We start from the raw sequence: 15573 nt of genomic DNA on the forward strand, positions 1-15573 counted from the left end.
GAGAGCGGTGGCCGACGAGGAGTACGCGAGCATCTGGATGCGCCCCGAGGCCCCGCTCCGGCGGGGGCCGGGCCCGCGCCGGGGCCTGAGCCGGGCCGACATCGTGGCCGCCGCCGTCCGGATCGCCGACGAGGAGGGCCTGGAGCGCATGTCGATGCGCCGCATCGCCGCCGAGCTCGGCACCGGGGTGATGACGCTCTACCACTACGTCCCGAACCGCGACGACCTCGTGGAGCTGATGGTCGACCACGTCGCCGGCGAGGTGGAGCTGCCGGAGGAGCCTTCCTCCGACTGGCGGGCGGACCTGACGCTCACGGCCCATCAGCGGCGCGCGCTCTGGCTGCGGCACCCCTGGCTGGCCACCCGCACCCCCGGGCACCCCATCTGGGGGCCCAACACCCTGCGCCAGCAGGAGTTCGTCCTCGGCACGCTCGCGCGCTTCGGGTTGTCCGTCGACGAACTCCTCAGCGTGGTGGGTCTGTTCAGCGGATACGTCGAGGGCTTCATCCGCAACGAGGTCGGCTGGGCGGAGGAGGCGCGGCGCACCAAGGTGGACATGCAGGAGTGGATCCGACAGTCCGAGCCGTACGCACGTCACCTGACGGAGAGCGGGAAGTACCCGATGTTCGCCCGGATTCTGGCGGAGACGGACACCCTGCGCCTGGAGGCGGACACCCGCTTCCGGTTCGGGCTCGACCGGGTGCTGGACAGCATCGCCGCCGTCGTGGGGCGGTGACCGGAGTCGGCGAAATCCGGTTAGTGAAAGCTTAGAGCGGCGCGCATTGTCCGGATCCGAACGCTCTGCCTACCGTTTTCGACCATGGACATCCATGACACGGAACGGACGCCGGTGCGGCTGTGCGGCGGGCCCGGGTGCGCCGCACAGCCGCACCCCACCGCCCCCGGCAGCCGGCTCTGCGCGGCCTGCGAGCGGCGGTTCTTCACGGACCTGGAGCGGCTGCCGGGTCTCTACCACTCCTGCGAGTCGGCGCTGCTCGGCAGCCGCCACAGCACGGTTGCGCCGCAGGGCCGGAGCACCAACGGCCCGCTGCCGGGGATGCCGTTCAACGCCCGGGCCGCCGACGTACGGGCGTCGATCCTGTCAGTGCTCGGGTCCTGGAGCGGGCTGGTGGCCCAGGAGCGCGGCATCACCCCGCCGCACCGGACGGTGACGGCGCTCGCACTGTTCCTCCGTCAGCACGCCTCCTGGCTGGCGGCGCACGAGACGGCGGCCGAGGTGACGGGTGAGGTGGGCCGCCTGGTCGGTGCCGCACGCCGGGTCGTGGAGCCGGACCCCAGCCGCCGTATGGAGGTGGGAACCTGCGCCGAGTCCGGCTGTACGGGCAGCCTGGTCGCCCATGTCCGCACCGGCGGCGCGGCCCTGTCCGAGATCGTGTGCAGCGCCGATTCCGCACACCGCTGGCCGGCGGCGGAATGGACGCGCCTCGGGCGCCACCTCGGCCGGACCGGCGTGGCGGGCGGTGCCCGGCAGGCCGCGCAGTGGCTCAGCGCCGCCGAGGTCGCCCGGCTGCGAGACGTCCCCCCTGGTACCGTGTACCGGCTCGCCAGCGAACACCGGTGGCGCCGGGACAAGCGCGCCGGCCGCACGTACTACTGGGCCCAGGACGTCGAGGACTCGTTCCGCACCACCCGCAGAACAGCCCGCACGGGATGACCTCGGCCGACAGGCCCCGCATTCGTTGCTTCGCACCCTCGGGGTTTCCATGCAGACGCCTCCGCTCGCGCCGAAGACGGCACGTCTCACCATCGGCGAACTCGCCGCACGCAGCGGCGTGCCCGTCTCCGCGCTCCGCTTCTACGAGCGCCGCGGCCTCCTGGCCAGCGAGCGCACCGCCGGCAACCAGCGCCGCTACGCCAGGGACGCGCTGCGCCGGGTCACCTTCATACGGATGTCGCAGCAGCTGGGCATCCCGCTGTCGGAGATCCAGGAGGTGCTCGGCCTGCTACCGGAGGGACGGACTCCCACGGAGGAGGACTGGGCGCGGATATCGCACTGCTGGCACGACGACCTCAGCGCCCGTATCCGACGGCTGGAGGACCTGCGCGACCGGCTCGCGGAGTGCATCGGCTGCGGCTGCATGTCCTTGGGCAGCTGCGCCCTGGCCAATCCCGGTGACGCCCTGAGCCAGGAGGGCCCGGGGGCCCGTCGGCTCGCCGGTCCGTGATCCGTCAGACCGTGTAGGGGGTCTTGGCACGCGCCTCCTGGAGAGCCTGGCCCCACCACTGCAGCCGGTCGATCATCAGCTTGGCCGCGGTGTTGCAGCCCTCCGGTTCGGTGGGCTCGCCCTCGGCGTCGAACTGGGACCACACGTTGTGGAAGCTGACCGTGTCCCGGACGGTGATCGCGTGCACCTCGGAGAAGACCGGGCGCAGGTGCTCGACGGCGCGCAGGCCGCCGGCCATGCCGCCGTAGGAGACGAAACCGACGGGCTTGGCGTGCCACTCGACGTTGTGCCAGTCGATGATGTTCTTCACCGAGGCGGGATAGCTGTGGTTGTACTCGGGGGTGACGACCGCGAAGGCGTCGGCCGCGCGCAGGCGTTCGCGCACCGCCTCGGCGGCGGCGGCGACGTCGGCCTCCGGCTGGGCGCCCCACGCGGGCAGAGCCGTGGGCAGGCCGACCTCCTTGAGGTCGATCAGGTCCGGCTCGGCTCCGGTGTGCTCCCGCACCCGCTCGGCGAACCACTTCGCGACGACAGGCCCGAACCGTCCGTCCCGGTCGCTTCCCAGGATGACAGCGATACGCAGCGGCTTGTCGGACATGGGTACCCCCAAGAACTCGATGGCGCCGACCGGTTGATCGACTCGGTGACGACGCTAGGAGCTGAACCAAGGTTCAGGTCAAGGCGCGATCAGCGGTGCGGTCCGCCGCGCGTCGGCGGTCCACCCACCCGGCGGCCACCGCAGCCAGCAACGAGGCGATGCCGCCCAGGAGCAGTCCGGAGCGGGCGCCGAGGTGTCCGACGAGGGTGCCGACGAGCAGTGACCCGAGCGGGGTGGTGCCCTGGAACACCAGGGTGTAGACAGCCATCACCCTGCCGCGGTAGACGGGAGCGGTGCCGAGCTGGATCCGGTGGTTGGCCGCCTGTGCGAAGAAGACCGACGCGAAGCCGGTGAAGAACAGCAGCACCGCGGCGCTGGTCGGGGTGGCCGCGAGACCGACCAGGGTCTGCAGCACCCCGAACGCGGCCGCGGCCGTGATGACGAGGGCGAACGAGGGCCGGCCGCGGCGCAGTGCGGTGGCGAGGGCCGCGGCCAGCGAGCCGGCCGCGAGCGCCGCGGTCAGCAGCCCGAAGGCTGCGGCATCGGCGTGGAAGACCGTCTTGGCGAGCAGCGGCAGCGTGAGCTGGAAGGTGAACCCCAGCATGCCGACCACGCCGACGAGCACGATCGGCAGTACGAGGTCCCGCCGCGCCGCCAGGTGCCGTATCCCGTCCCGCACCAGAGCGCGCTCTGGCCGGCGGCCGGCCCGGTGCAGTTCGCCGGGGCGCATCATCCGCAGCGCCACCACGGTCGCCAGATAGCTCGCCGCGTTGAGCAGCATCACCCAGCCGGTGCCGAACCAGTGGATGAGCAGGCCGGCCGACGCCGGTCCCACGACCCGCGCCGAGTTGAAGTACGCGGCGCTCAGCGCGGACGCGTTCGGCAGCAGCCGGGCACCGACCAGCTCACTGACGAACGCCATCCTGGCCGGTACCTCGAATGCGTTGACCACCCCGAGGCCGAGCGCGAACAGGCACACCTGCCACAGCCGTGCCCGGCCGGTCAGGACCAGGGCCGCGAGCAGCACGGCGAGAACGGCCGAGACGAGGTTCGCGGCCGTCAGCAGCAGGCGCTTGTCATACCGGTCGGCGACCCCTCCGGCGTGCAGGGTGAGCAGCAGCAGCGGGGTGAACTGAAGTCCCGTCACCAGGCCAAGGGCCGTGCCCGAGTCGCCGGTGAGGGAGAGCACCAGCCAGTCCTGGGCGACGACCATCATCCAGGTGCCGGCGACGGACACGATCTGTCCGGTGGCGAAGAGCCGGAAGTTGCGGACCGTCAGGGACCGGAAGACGCCGGCGAAGGCGCGCCTCGCCGGCGTCTTCCCGTCGTCCGGCGGCCCGGTCCGTTCCCCGTCGCCGGGCGGCCCGGTCCGCTGCGGTTCAGTCGATGCCACGGAAGATGCACTGGTCAGGGGTCTCCCCTTCCTCACCGGCGAGCAGTGCGGGCCGGCGGGTGTCGGGCTCTGCAGGGGCGCGCTCTTCGTCCACGAGGACGTAGGAACTCACGTCTGCCTTCCTTTCACGAGTGGTCGGGCCCGGACGGGGGTCCGTGGTCCACGGGAGAGGGGTGTCCGGCGGGGGTCCTGCGGTTCACCGCCGGGCGGTGCGGCGTCCCTGGCGAGGAGGCACTCCTCCAGGAATCCGAGGGCCCGCAGGTGGTAGGTGCGTGCCGCCCAGCCGAGGCTGATGTTGTGCCCGGCGTCCGGCTGGAGGTCGATGTTCACCTTCGGTGCGCCCAGCGGCTTCCTGAGGGCGTCGAGGGCCTCCTCGTCGAACCGCCACCATCGTTCGTGCTCGGCGAAGGTGAAGCGGACCGGCACCCGGACCCGCGCGGCGATGTCGGGGTACAGCTCCGGCCACAGCGGTCCCTCGCTCGCCTCCCTCAGCGGTACGGGCCTGACGAGAGCGCCGCTGAGCCGGAAGGCGTCCGGCGGATACAGCCGCAGGGCGCCCCAGTGCCTGCGCCAGTCGCCGTGTCCGTCCGGGCCGGGCAGCTGGTGCCGGTCCACGGCGAGGCGGCTGCCGAGGCCGGAGATGTCGAGGCCGAGCAGTGCGCCGTCGTCCCGGGCCGCGGCGGCCAGCGCCAGCTTGCCGCCGTTGGAGTGGGCGAGCAGGAAGAAGGGCGCCGCCGTGTCGCGGCGGGCGGCGAAGTCGGCCAGGGCGGCATGCAGGGTGGCCGCCTGGTCGTGCACGGTCTGACCTTCGGGCAGGTGGGGTGCCGACAGGCCGTAGCCGGGGCGGTCCACCGCCAGCACGGTGTATCCGAGCTGGGCTCCGAGTGCCAGCAACGAGAGCCCGGGGCGGGCCTGGCTGTCGAAGTAGCCCGCACTCATTCCGCCGCCGTGAACGGCGACCACGGTCGCGCGGGGCTGGGTCCCTCGCGGCTCGGCCAGCAGCGCGGAGATCGGGACGCCCGCCGCGTCGAGGACGATGTCATGAACCTCCGGAGCACCGGAGTCCAGCGAGTCGGCCATGGGTCAGCGACCCCTGCGCCGGGAGCCGCGGGCGGTGGCAAGCCCCCAGGAGATACGCCGGCCCAGCAGGGTGCGCAGAGGCGGTACAGCGGGGTGGCACTGCTCGGTGGCCGGCCGGGCGGCGACGGGGACGGTCAGCGGCATGGTGTTCTTCCTGTCTCGGAGAGAGTCACGGGACCGTGAAATACGCTAAATCGCCGTGAGATTTGCCTGGAATATGTATATGTGTTGGTTAACACCCTTCTGGAAGGTGATGTCCGCTGAATAGCGTCACAACATGACCATGACCATGACCTCGCTTCCCGAGCGCGTCGGCCGACGCTGCCAGGACGCCCTCAATTCCCTGCACTCGACCGTCTACTTCGCCCCCGACCTGGAGGTTCAGCTGGCCGACCACAGCATCGACGATCCGATGGCCGTCTATCTCGCGGGCCGTTCCGCCGCGCTGGGCCCGGTGGGTTCCGGCGTGGTCACGGCCGCGTTCTACGGCTTCAAGCACGAGCTGATCGCCCGGCACATCCCGCGTGTGTGGGCCCAGGTCTCCCCCGGCGCCGTGCTGGAGATGCGGCTGCGCGCGGCCGATGCCACGCTCCGCCGCCATCTGGGGGAAGCCGTCACCGGGCCTGAGATGGCCGAGGCCGCCGAGCTGGCCCTGCGGGCCGCCCGCGCAGGCGACCGGGCCGGCCGTCCGCTGTACTCCGCCCACGCCGACCAGCCGGTGCCGGAGGAGCCGCATCTGGTGCTGTGGTACGCCGCCACACTGCTGCGCGAGCACCGCGGCGACTGCCACATCGCGGCGCTGCAGAACGCCGAACTCGGTGGCCTCGACGCCCTGGTCTCCCACTCGGCGAGCAGCAGCGGCATGCCGAAGGAGATCGTCATGAGCAAGCGGGGCTGGACGGAAGAGGACTGGGCCGGTGCCCAGGACCGGCTGCGGGCCCGCGGCCTGATGGACGCCGAAGGCCACCTGACCACGGCGGGGGTGGAGCTGCGCGAGGACATCGAGGCCGAGACGGACCGGCTGGACCGGGCTCCGTACGAGACCCTGGGGCTTGCGGACGTGACCCGGCTGACCGAGCTGGTAGGCGCTTTCGCCGCCACGGCCGCGGCGACGGGCGCCTTCCCCGCGGAGCTGCTCCAGATCTTCGCCCGACGCTGACGACCCGCGGGCGTCGGCTGTGGCAGCCCGTGCTCCCACAGCCGACGCCCGCGCCGGGTGCCGGCCGACCGGGAAGCCGGAGACGGCTCACATGACCGGCTTGCCGTCCGGGCCGGGTCCCGACGCCCAGGTGAGGTGGAATCCCCACTCCCGGAACCGCCAGCCTGCCGTCGTGCGCACGGCCTCGCCGGTGTAGTGGCCGCCGATGTCGAAGAGCGGCGCCCCACCGTCGTGGTGCACATGGGTCGCGATCAGGTGGAACCTCACGTGCGCCCGGTCTCCGTCGAGGCGGATGACATGGTTCGCACTCAGGTGCAGGGTCCTGTCGAACTTCTGCTTGGCCGCGTGGTGGAACTCCGCCACGCCCGGGATCCCCTCGTGGGTACCGATGGGGAAATGGAGCCGCACGTCCTCGGTGAAGAGGGTGCGGGGCCAGGACTCGTCGAAACCGTTCTCGTCCTGGGTGTCCAGCAGAACCACATAGCGGTCGATCAGCTCGCTGATCGCCGCACGGTCGGTGAGCTCGCGGACCTGGTGGCGCAGCGCCGCGAGGTCACCAGCCACTTCCTCCTGCAGCCCCGCTTCCGACCCTTCCTCGGTCAAAATCACGTTGCGTCCCTCACTCACTCGGCGTCGATGGCGTTCTGTCGGGCTGTCCTTCTCCGCGGACACCCTCGGGTCAGTGGGTGCGGGACGCGCGCCAGCTGCGCGGGGTGCGGTGGCCGGACGCGTGCTCGGGTCGGCGCCAGCGGGCCCGCACCGGAGACGCCTCGTCCTCCTCGGCCGACGTCCGGGCCGAGCAGGACAGCAGAACCGTGAGCAGCGCGGCCAGTTCCTCCTCGGTGGGCGTCCCCTTCTCGACGCGGACGGCACCGACCGCGTCGAGAAGGCAGTCGGGCACGGTCACGGTCGCCGCTCTCTCCGTCGCTTCCGCCATGTCCGTCACTTCTGTCTCCCGTCACTCGTGTGTCTATTGCGGGGGGTTGCCGTGCTTGCGGGAGGGCAGCTCGGCGTGCTTGGCACGCAGCATCTCCAGCGAGCGGATCAGCACCGAGCGGGTCTCGCGCGGGTCGATGACGTCGTCGATCAGACCGCGTTCAGCCGCGTAGTAGGGGTGCATGAGCTCGTCCTGGTACTCCTTGATCTTCTGCGCGCGGACCGCGTCGGGGTCGGCCGCCGCATTGATCTCCCGGCGGAAGATCACGTTCGCCGCGCCCTCGGCGCCCATCACGGCGATCTCGTTGGTCGGCCAGGCCAGCGCCAGGTCGGCCCCGATGGAACGCGAGTCCATGACGATGTACGCGCCGCCGTACGCCTTGCGGAGTACCAGTGAGATCCGCGGCACGGTGGCGTTGCAGTACGCGTACAACAGCTTCGCGCCGCGCCGGATGATCCCGCTGTGCTCCTGGTCCACGCCCGGGAGGAAGCCGGGTACGTCCACCAGGGTCACCAGCGGGATGTTGAAGGCATCGCAGAACTGCACGAAGCGCGCCGCCTTCTCGGACGCCTCGATGTCCAGCACCCCCGCCATGGCGGCGGGCTGGTTGGCGACGAAGCCGACCACATGGCCGTCGAGGCGGGCCAGGGCGCAGACGATGTTGGGCGCCCAGGCCGGGTGCACCTCGAAGTACTCGCCGTCGTCGACGATTTCGTCGATGACGCGGCGGATGTCGTACGCCTGTCCGGCTTCGGCCGGGACCAGGTCCAGGAGGGCGTCGGTGAGCCGGTCGGCAGGGTCGTCGGAGCGCACCACGGGCGCCAGCTCACGGTTGTTGGCCGGCAACAGCGACAGCAGGTAGCGCACGTCCTCGATGCACTGTTCCTCGTCGTCGTAGGCGAAATGGGCGACGCCCGACGTGCCTGCGTGGACGTCGGCACCACCGAGCCCGTTCTGCGTTATCTCCTCGCCGGTGACCGCCTTGACGACATCGGGGCCGGTGATGAACATCTGCGAGGTCTCGCGCACCATGAAGACGAAGTCGGTGAGCGCCGGGGAGTATGCCGCGCCACCGGCGCACGGGCCGAGCATCACGCTGATCTGGGGTATGACCCCGGAAGCGCGGGTGTTGCGCTGGAAGATGCCGCCGTAGCCGGCCAGCGCCGAGACGCCCTCCTGGATTCGGGCGCCGGCCCCGTCGTTGAGGGAGACCAACGGGGCGCCGGCGGCCTCCGCCAGGTCCATCACCTTGTGAATCTTCTCGGCGTGCGCCTCGCCCAGCGCCCCGCCGAAGATCCGGAAGTCATGGGCGTAGACGAAGACGGTACGGCCGTGGACCGTGCCCCAGCCGGTGACGACGCCGTCGCTGTACGGCTTCTTGTGCTCCAGGCCGAAGCCGGAGGCCCGGTGCCGGCGCAGGGGCTCGACCTCGTTGAACGACCCCTTGTCCAGCAGGAGCGCGATGCGCTCGTGGGCGGTCAGCTTGCCCCTGGCGTGCTGGCGTTCGGTGGCGGCGGGGTCCGGGCCGCTCCGCGCGGACTCTTTGATCTCGGTCAGCTCGTCGATGCGTGACTGGATCGACTCGTGCGTTGCCGGCATGGTGTTCACACCTTCTCTGGGTCGGTGGTCGGGCGACGGCCCTGCGGCGGGTGGGCGGTGCCGGGGCCTGTCCGGCGGATCACGTCGCAGGGGGCGACGGTGCCTGATCAGCGCGGTGGAGCGGGGTCTGGACGGGAGCGGAGGACGGCCTTGGGGCCCGTGCGTGCGGTCGTCCGCCGAGGCGACCGGCTCATCGGTCCGGCTGCCATGGCGGGAAGAGGCACGGGCGCCCGGTCTCCCTGTAGCCGCCGGCCGGGGCCGACCGCAACAGCGAGCCGAGGCACCCACGCCTCGACCTCCCGACGGCTGTGTCTCGTCAGGCCTGGTAGGGGCTCTTGGCGCGCGCCTCGCGCAGGGCGGTGCCCCACCACACGAGCTGGTCGAGCAGGACCTTGGCAGCGCCCGCCGGGCCCGTCTCGTCCTTAGGGCTGCCGTCCTGCCCGAACTGCTCCCAGGCGCTGTGGAAGCTGACGACGTCGCGCACGGTGACCGCGTGCAGTTCGGCGAAGACCGGCCGCAGCTGCTCCACCGCGCGCAGGCCGCCCGACAGACCCCCGTAGGAGACGAAACCGACCGGCTTCGCACGCCATTGGACGGAGTGCCAGTCGATCAACTGCTTGAGGGATGCCGGGAAGCTGTGGTTGTACTCGGGCGTCACCACGACGAACGCATCGGCCTCCGCGAGGCGCGGCGACACCTGGGCCAGGGCCTCGGCGGCCGCCGGGGCCGGGTCGAACGACAGGGCGTGCGGCAGCTCGTGGTCTGCCAGGTCGATCACGTCGAGGGACAGGTCGGAGCGTTCCGCGGCCTGGGCGGCGAACCACTTGGCGACCACGGGGCCGAAACGGCCCTCGCGGACACTGCTGTTGATCAGCGCGAGGCGCAGGGGTCCGTTGGTCATCGGTCTTCCTTTCGGGTGGTGCTGTTGGAGGGGGAAGGGAGTCGGTGGGTCCGGCGCAGGCCCGGCAGGGCGACGAGGAGACCGGCCAGGCCGATGGCGGTGACCAGCCACAGCGCCGGGCGATCGCCCGCGGAGGTGTACACCGCGGCGGTGAGGGCGGTGGCCAGTGCCGCACCCAACTGGACGGCGGTCTGGTACAGCCCGCTCGCCTCCGCCTGACGGTGTGCCGGCGCAGCCGCCGTGGCCTGGAGGTGGAAGGCGGCGAAGGCGAGGACGAACGCGGTGCCGAGCAGCAGCATGGTGGGCAGCACCTGCGTGGCGTACCGGAGGTCGGTACGGGGGTCGGCGGAGTAGAGCAGATAGCCGAGCGGCGCGGCGGCGGCGCCCGCGGCGATCAGCCGGGCGGTGCCGAACCGGGCGGCCATCCGGCCGGAGAACAGGGCGCTGAGCACGAGCGGCGCACTGGCCGGGAGGAAGGCGAGGCCGGTCTGCAGGGGACTGAGCCCGGCACGTTGTTGCAGCTGGAAGGTGCTCAGCAGGAGCAGGCTCAGATACGACCCGTTGAGCGCGGCGGCGCCGAGCGCCGAGCGCACCAGGGGCCCGTGGCCGAGGAGGTCCAGCCGGAGCAGGGGTTCCGGGGCCGCCCGTTCCACCCGTACGTGTACGACGGCGAGGACCGCGGCGAGGGCGAACGCGCCGAGGGTGCGCGGGTCGTTCCAGCCCGCGCGCGGTCCGAAGCCGAGCGCCTGGATCAGGCACAGGCACGTGGCCGCGAGGCTGAGGGCGCCCGCCAGGTCGTACCGGCGCGGCGTGGCGCGGCCCGCGGAGTCGGCGGGCACCAGGCGCAGGCCGGCGAGGAACAGCAGCAGCGCGACCGGGGCCGGGAAGGCGAACGTCCAGCGCCAGCCGGCCTCGGTGAGGAGCCCGGACACCAGCAGGCCGGTGGCGAATCCGCCCGCGCCGAACAGGGAGTAGACCGATATCGCGCGGCTGCGGGCGGGACCCTCCGGGAACGCCGACACGATGATCGCGAGCCCGGTGGGGGCGGTGAGCGCGGCGCAGAATCCCTTGACGAACCGGGTGGCGACGAGCAGTTCCGGGCCTTGCGCGAGGGCTCCGGCCAGGGAGGCGGCGGCGAAGACCACCAGGGCGGCCAGGTAGACGGGCCGCCGGCCGAGGATGGCGACGACGCGGCCGCCGAACAGCAGCAGTGAGCCGAACCCGGCGGCGAATCCGCTGATCACCCACTGGAGTTGGATGGGGGCGAGCCCCAGGTCCGTGCCGATGTCGGGCAGGGCCACGAGGGCGACGGACACCTCCAGAGCGTCGATCAGCATGTTGCCCGCGAGCACGAAGAGCAGGCCCCACAGGGCCGGTGTCCACCGGCCGTCGGACGGGGCGGTGGTGCGGGTGTGTGTCGAAAAGGTCATGATCCCGCTCCGCCGGAAGGGTGGTCGAGGGGCGCCCGGCCGCCGGTACGGCGGCCGTGGCGGTGGGGTGGGAAGGGCGGCCGGCCACGTCGGGGGGTCCGTGGCCGGCCGGTCTCGGTGCCGGGCGGGAGTCAGCCCAGCAGGGTGCCGCCGGTGGCGTCGATGAAGGCACCGGTGATCCAGCGGGCCTCGTCGGTGGCGAGGAAGGCCACCACGTCGGCGACGTCCTCGGGCTCGCCGACCCTGCCGAAGGCGGACAGTCGCGCCATCTGCTCGACCGCCTCGGGGATGTCGAAGACCGGATTGCCGTTGCGGGTGATGCCAGGCGCGACGCTGTTGACGGTGATGCCACGCGGTCCGAGGTGCTTGGCGAAGTGCAGTGCGAGCTGTTCGACCGCGCCCTTGGTCATGGCGTAAGCGATCTCGTCCGGGTTGGCGACGCGGGTCAGTCCGGAGGAGATGTTGATGATGCGGCCGCCGTCCCGCAGGTTCTTCAGCGCCCGCTGGATGAGGAAGAACGGCGCCTTGGCGTTGACCGCGAAGATCCGGTCGAACGCCTCCGGCGTGGTGTCCTCCGGCTTGACGCCGCCCATCACGCCGGCGTTGTTGACCAGGATGTCGAGGTCGGTGGAGCCCGTGCGCTCGCGCAGCCCCTCCTCCAGGCCGAGGAAGAGCTCGTGGACGTCGCCGGGGACGCCCAGCTCGGCACGGACGGTGAAGGCCCGGCCGCCGTCCTTCTCGATCGTCGCCACGACATCGGCCGCGGCGTCCTCGCTGCTCGTGTAGTGCACGGCGACCAGGGCGCCCTCGGCCGCCAGCCGCAGGGCCGTGGCGCGCCCCATGCCGCGGCTCGCACCGGTGACCAGCGCGATCCTGCCCGTGAGCTTTGCCATGTCGGTTCTCCAGTTCTTCGGGGTTGCGGTGGCGGACGCCCGGGCCGCGGCGGCCGGACGCACGACGGTGGACGGTTCGGCGGCAGAGGTGCCGGCCGTGGAAGGTCCGGCGGCGGAGGGTTCGCCGAACCAGCGCCGCAGCGCCGCAGTGGCCTCCGCGGCCGAGGTACCGGCCCACGCCACGTAGCCGTCGGGCCGGACGAGCAGGGCGTCGGTGTCACCGGGGCCGCCGTCCACGGCGCGGACCGACTCGGCCCAGGGCGCGGCCGCGGCGCACAGGTCGGTGGCGCCGGGCGGTACGACGAGCAGGCCCTGACCGGTGCGCAGCAGCTCGGCGGTGCCGACGGGGGTGCCGTCGACGACGGTGTCGCGGGGCGTGAGGCGCTGTCCGATCGGCGGTCGGCCGGCGTCGTCCCCCATGGCGTACGTGATGTCGAGTCCGGAGACCATCCCGGCCAGCCGGGTACGGACGTTCTCCATCGGGATCAGCTCGGCCAGCACCCCGCGCAGGGCGTCGACCTCGGGGCCGCCGAGCAGCAGCCGCGCCTGGGCGGCGATGTTGCCCAGCACCCGGGCGCCGACCGGGTGCCGTTCGGTGTGGTACGTCTCCAGCAGGCCCTGCGGAGCGCGTCCGGTGACCTGGGCGGCCAGTTTCCAGCCGAGGTTGACGGCGTCCTGGAGCCCCAGGTTGAGGGCCTGGCCGCCGATCGGCATCTGCCGGTGGGCGGCGTCGCCGGCCAACAGCAGCGGGCCGCGGCGGTAGGCGGTGACCTGCCGCGCCGCGTCACCGAAGGAGTTCACCCACAGGGGTGTGCCGCCGCTCAGGTCCTCACCCGTGACCCCCTTCCAGGCGTCCACCACGTCGGCGAACTCCGGCTGTCCGGGCTGCGGCCGGGCACCGAACCGGTGCACCATCACCCGGGTCACGCCGTCCGGGCGACGGGCCGCGATGGCCAGTCCCGCCGGCAGCCGTTCGAACCGCCGGTTGGGGATGTCGACGCCCGCCACGTCCGCGCGGAGCAGTTCACGGGCGGCGTCGGTACCCGGGAAGCGGAAACCGCCGAGCCGGCGAACGGCGCTGTCCTCGCCGTCGCAGCCGACCAGGTACGGGGCGCGAAAGCGCAGGGTCCGCCCACCCGGGCCCCGCACCTCGGCCTCGGCCCCGGAGTCGGTGACGCGCAGCGCGGTCACCTCGTGACTGCGGCGCACGTCCGCACCCAGCTGTGCGGCCCGGGCTCCCAGCAGTTCCTCCAGCCGGGTCTGCGGGACCTTCCACTGGCCTGGATAGGGGCTGGGCAGGGTCAGCTCCAGTGGAAGCCCGCCGAAGTGCCCGCGCGGTTCATCGGGGATCTCGCCCAGCCCGTCCAGCAGCCCCCGGCTGTCGAGGATCTCCATGGTGCGGGCGTGCAGGGTGGACGCCCGCGATTCCGTGGTCGGCGCGGCCAGTTGCTCCAGGACCACGACCTTCGCGCCCCCGAGCCGCAGCTCGCAGGCGAGCATCAGCCCGACCGGGCCCCCGCCGACCACGATCACCTCAGTGGTGGTGCAGTCCTGGTTCATGGTCAGGCCCGGGCCTCCGCGTAGTCCTTGGCGTGGCCGAGGGTGGCGCGGCTGTTGGTGCTCAGGGCGTCCTGGACGAAGGTCTTCGCGTCCTCGACGGTGGCGTCCGCGCCGAGGACGGCGGCGATGTTCGCGGTGTTGACGGTGACGGTGTGCTGCGAGGAGGCGGCGACGCCGTTCTCCGTCTCGGCGAACGTCCAGTAGCCGGTGTGCAGGGTCATCAGCGCCGGCAGCGTGACCTGCTTGTAGGCGATCTTCCGGTCCGGGAAGGTCACCCGGTACGACTTCGTGGTGTGCGTCGAACCGTCCTTGGCGCGGGTGTCCATCTCCAGCGTCTGCAGGCCGGGGGTGTCCTCCGTCAGCCGGACGGTCGCCACGTGCGGCAGCCGCTCGGACCAGAGGTGGGCCTCGTTGATGAAGTCGTAGACGTCCTTGGCGGAACCGGCGATGTGGACCGTGTCCTCGAAGGAGAACGTCAGATCCTCGGCGGCGTGGGCGAGTTCGACGTTGGCCTTCAGCGCGGCGAGCTCCGAGCGGGAGTTGCGGTCGACGGCCTCGTCGATCCACTCCAGGCCCTGGGGGTCGTCGTCGACGGCGCGGTAGTCGTGCAGCAGCCGCACCCGGGACTCCGTCGCGGAGACGGGTTCGATGATCCAGGTGCCTCCCATGGCGGCGACCGGCGGGGTGCTGACCTCCTGGCGGAACTCGATCCGCAGGTTCCCGGGGTCGAGGGTCCGGCGCGAGGTCCAGTTCTTGGCCTCGCCGTTGGCGGTGGCCCAGATACTGATGCGCTGGCTGTCCCCCTCCTGCTCGACGTGGTCGACGTAGATGGTGGGCGGGAAGATGCGCGGCCAGTTCCGCACCTCGGCGATGAGCCGGTAGACGGCATCGGCCGGTGCCGAGACGGTGATCTCGTGCTCCACTTCACGGGTCGTCATCGTGAACTTCTCCTTGCGCAGAGGGCGTTGGCGGGCTGTCAGAAGTTGCCGAGGCCGCCGCAGACGTTGAGGGCCTGCGAGGTGATGGAGGCGGCGGTGTCGGAGGTGAGGTAGCCGACCAGGCCGGCGACCTCCTCCGGCGTGGAGTAGCGGCCGAGCGGGATCTTCGCCTGGAACTTCGCGAGGATCTGCTCCTCGGTGGCCTCGAGGGCGGCTGCGTAGCCCTGACGGACACGCTGCGCCATCGGCGTCTCGACATAGCCCGGGCAGACCGCGTTGACGGTGATGCCGGTCGGGGCGAGCTCGTTGCCGAGGGCCTTGGTGAAGCCGACGACACCGTGCTTGGAGGCCGAGTAGGGGGCGCCCAGGACCACGCCCTGCTTGCCCGCGGTCGAGGCGATGTTGATGATGCGGCCCCGGTCTTTGGCGCGCATGCCGCCGGTGTTGAGCACCGCCTTCGTGACCCGGAAGACGCTGTTGAGGTTGGTGTCGATCACGTCGTGCCACAGCTCGGTGTCGATGTCGGCGGTGACCCCGCCTCCGCTGCGGCCGGCGTTGTTCACCAGCACGTCGATGGTTCCGAAGCGGTCCACGGCGGCCTGTACGAAGGCGGTGACATCGTCGTCCGAGCGGACGTCGACGGTGGTGCCGTCCACGTCCAGGCCCTCGGCCTGGAGTTCCTTTACGGTCCGGGCCACGTTGTCGGCGTTGCGTGCGCCGATGAACACTTGGTGGTTCCCGGCGGCCAGGAGACGGGCGACGGCGAGCCCGATTCCGCTGGTGGCACCGGTGACGATGGCGACCCGCTGGTCCTGCTGCGGCATGTTTTCTTCTCTCCAAAGGGCAGGGCACGGTGACGGGGCGGCCGCCGGGCGGAACCCGGCGGCCGCGGGGGGGGG

At 71.9% G+C, this 15573-nt stretch carries 17 protein-coding genes; 4 read left to right on the top strand and 13 right to left on the bottom strand.

Annotated features, from left to right (window positions below; genetic code table 11):
• Positions 1-7: 7 nt before the first annotated feature.
• The 3 genes from C3488_RS26225 to soxR all read left to right on the top strand — a co-directional run bounded on the left by C3488_RS26225 (position 8) and on the right by soxR (position 2186).
• Complete coding sequence (locus tag C3488_RS26225; protein ID WP_103843382.1) at positions 8-736, top strand: TetR/AcrR family transcriptional regulator; 729 nt, start codon at positions 8-10, stop codon at positions 734-736.
• 84 nt (positions 737-820) lie between these two features.
• Positions 821-1675, top strand: a complete 855-nt coding sequence (locus tag C3488_RS41110) for a hypothetical protein (protein ID WP_219822337.1) — start codon at positions 821-823, stop codon at positions 1673-1675.
• A gap of 49 nt (positions 1676-1724) precedes the next feature.
• Positions 1725-2186, top strand: coding sequence for a redox-sensitive transcriptional activator SoxR (soxR, locus tag C3488_RS26235; protein ID WP_103843383.1), 462 nt, complete (start codon positions 1725-1727; stop codon positions 2184-2186).
• A gap of 4 nt (positions 2187-2190) precedes the next feature.
• Here the strand turns inward: soxR and C3488_RS26240 are convergent, their stop codons facing one another.
• The 5 genes from C3488_RS26240 to C3488_RS40740 form a co-directional block, all read right to left on the bottom strand.
• Complete coding sequence (locus C3488_RS26240) at positions 2191-2784, bottom strand: NADPH-dependent FMN reductase (RefSeq protein WP_103843384.1); 594 nt, start codon at positions 2782-2784, stop codon at positions 2191-2193.
• Positions 2785-2857: 73 nt separating this feature from the next.
• Positions 2858-4063, bottom strand: coding sequence for an MFS transporter (locus C3488_RS26245; protein WP_103843408.1), 1206 nt, complete (start codon positions 4061-4063; stop codon positions 2858-2860).
• 100 nt (positions 4064-4163) lie between these two features.
• Positions 4164-4289: a hypothetical protein gene (locus C3488_RS41800; RefSeq protein ID WP_258053648.1), complete on the bottom strand. Its 126-nt coding sequence runs from the start codon at positions 4287-4289 to the stop codon at positions 4164-4166.
• Positions 4286-5257: an alpha/beta hydrolase gene (locus C3488_RS26250; RefSeq protein ID WP_103843385.1), complete on the bottom strand. Its 972-nt coding sequence runs from the start codon at positions 5255-5257 to the stop codon at positions 4286-4288. Before C3488_RS26250 ends, C3488_RS41800 begins: the two co-directional genes overlap by 4 nt.
• Positions 5258-5260: 3 nt before the next feature.
• Positions 5261-5401: a hypothetical protein gene (locus C3488_RS40740; protein WP_181139201.1), complete on the bottom strand. Its 141-nt coding sequence runs from the start codon at positions 5399-5401 to the stop codon at positions 5261-5263.
• A 139-nt stretch (positions 5402-5540) separates the two neighbouring features.
• Between C3488_RS40740 and C3488_RS26255 the strand changes: the two genes are divergently transcribed.
• Entirely contained in the window at positions 5541-6416 is an 876-nt protein-coding gene (locus tag C3488_RS26255; protein WP_103843409.1) for a hypothetical protein, read from the top strand.
• An 87-nt stretch (positions 6417-6503) separates the two neighbouring features.
• Here C3488_RS26255 and C3488_RS26260 read toward each other — a convergent pair whose 3' ends face one another.
• From C3488_RS26260 to fabG, 8 genes are all read right to left on the bottom strand, one after another.
• The gene (locus tag C3488_RS26260; protein WP_181139202.1) at positions 6504-6980 is read right to left on the bottom strand and encodes a nuclear transport factor 2 family protein; all 477 of its coding nucleotides are present in this window, start codon (positions 6978-6980) and stop codon (positions 6504-6506) included.
• 115 nt (positions 6981-7095) lie between these two features.
• Positions 7096-7353 carry an acyl-CoA carboxylase subunit epsilon gene (locus C3488_RS26265; RefSeq protein WP_103843410.1) on the bottom strand — a complete coding sequence of 86 codons (258 nt, stop codon included), beginning with the start codon at positions 7351-7353 and terminating at the stop codon, positions 7096-7098.
• Between the two features lie 33 nt (positions 7354-7386).
• A complete protein-coding gene (locus tag C3488_RS26270) occupies positions 7387-8952 on the bottom strand; it encodes an acyl-CoA carboxylase subunit beta (protein WP_103843387.1) in 1566 nt (521 codons plus the stop codon).
• A gap of 316 nt (positions 8953-9268) precedes the next feature.
• Entirely contained in the window at positions 9269-9853 is a 585-nt protein-coding gene (locus C3488_RS26275) for an NADPH-dependent FMN reductase (RefSeq protein WP_103843388.1), read from the bottom strand.
• A complete protein-coding gene (locus C3488_RS26280) occupies positions 9850-11283 on the bottom strand; it encodes an MFS transporter (RefSeq protein WP_103843389.1) in 1434 nt (477 codons plus the stop codon). Before C3488_RS26280 ends, C3488_RS26275 begins: the two co-directional genes overlap by 4 nt.
• Positions 11284-11414: 131 nt before the next feature.
• The gene (locus tag C3488_RS26285; RefSeq protein ID WP_103843390.1) at positions 11415-13736 is read right to left on the bottom strand and encodes an SDR family oxidoreductase; all 2322 of its coding nucleotides are present in this window, start codon (positions 13734-13736) and stop codon (positions 11415-11417) included.
• A gap of 2 nt (positions 13737-13738) precedes the next feature.
• Complete coding sequence (locus C3488_RS26290) at positions 13739-14674, bottom strand: aromatase/cyclase (RefSeq protein WP_103843391.1); 936 nt, start codon at positions 14672-14674, stop codon at positions 13739-13741.
• Positions 14675-14712: 38 nt separating this feature from the next.
• Positions 14713-15498, bottom strand: coding sequence for a 3-oxoacyl-ACP reductase FabG (gene fabG, locus C3488_RS26295; protein WP_103843392.1), 786 nt, complete (start codon positions 15496-15498; stop codon positions 14713-14715).
• Positions 15499-15573 lie beyond the last annotated feature (75 nt).

The organism is Streptomyces sp. Ru72, assembly GCF_002920635.1.
In the GTDB taxonomy this organism is placed as follows: domain Bacteria; phylum Actinomycetota; class Actinomycetes; order Streptomycetales; family Streptomycetaceae; genus Streptomyces.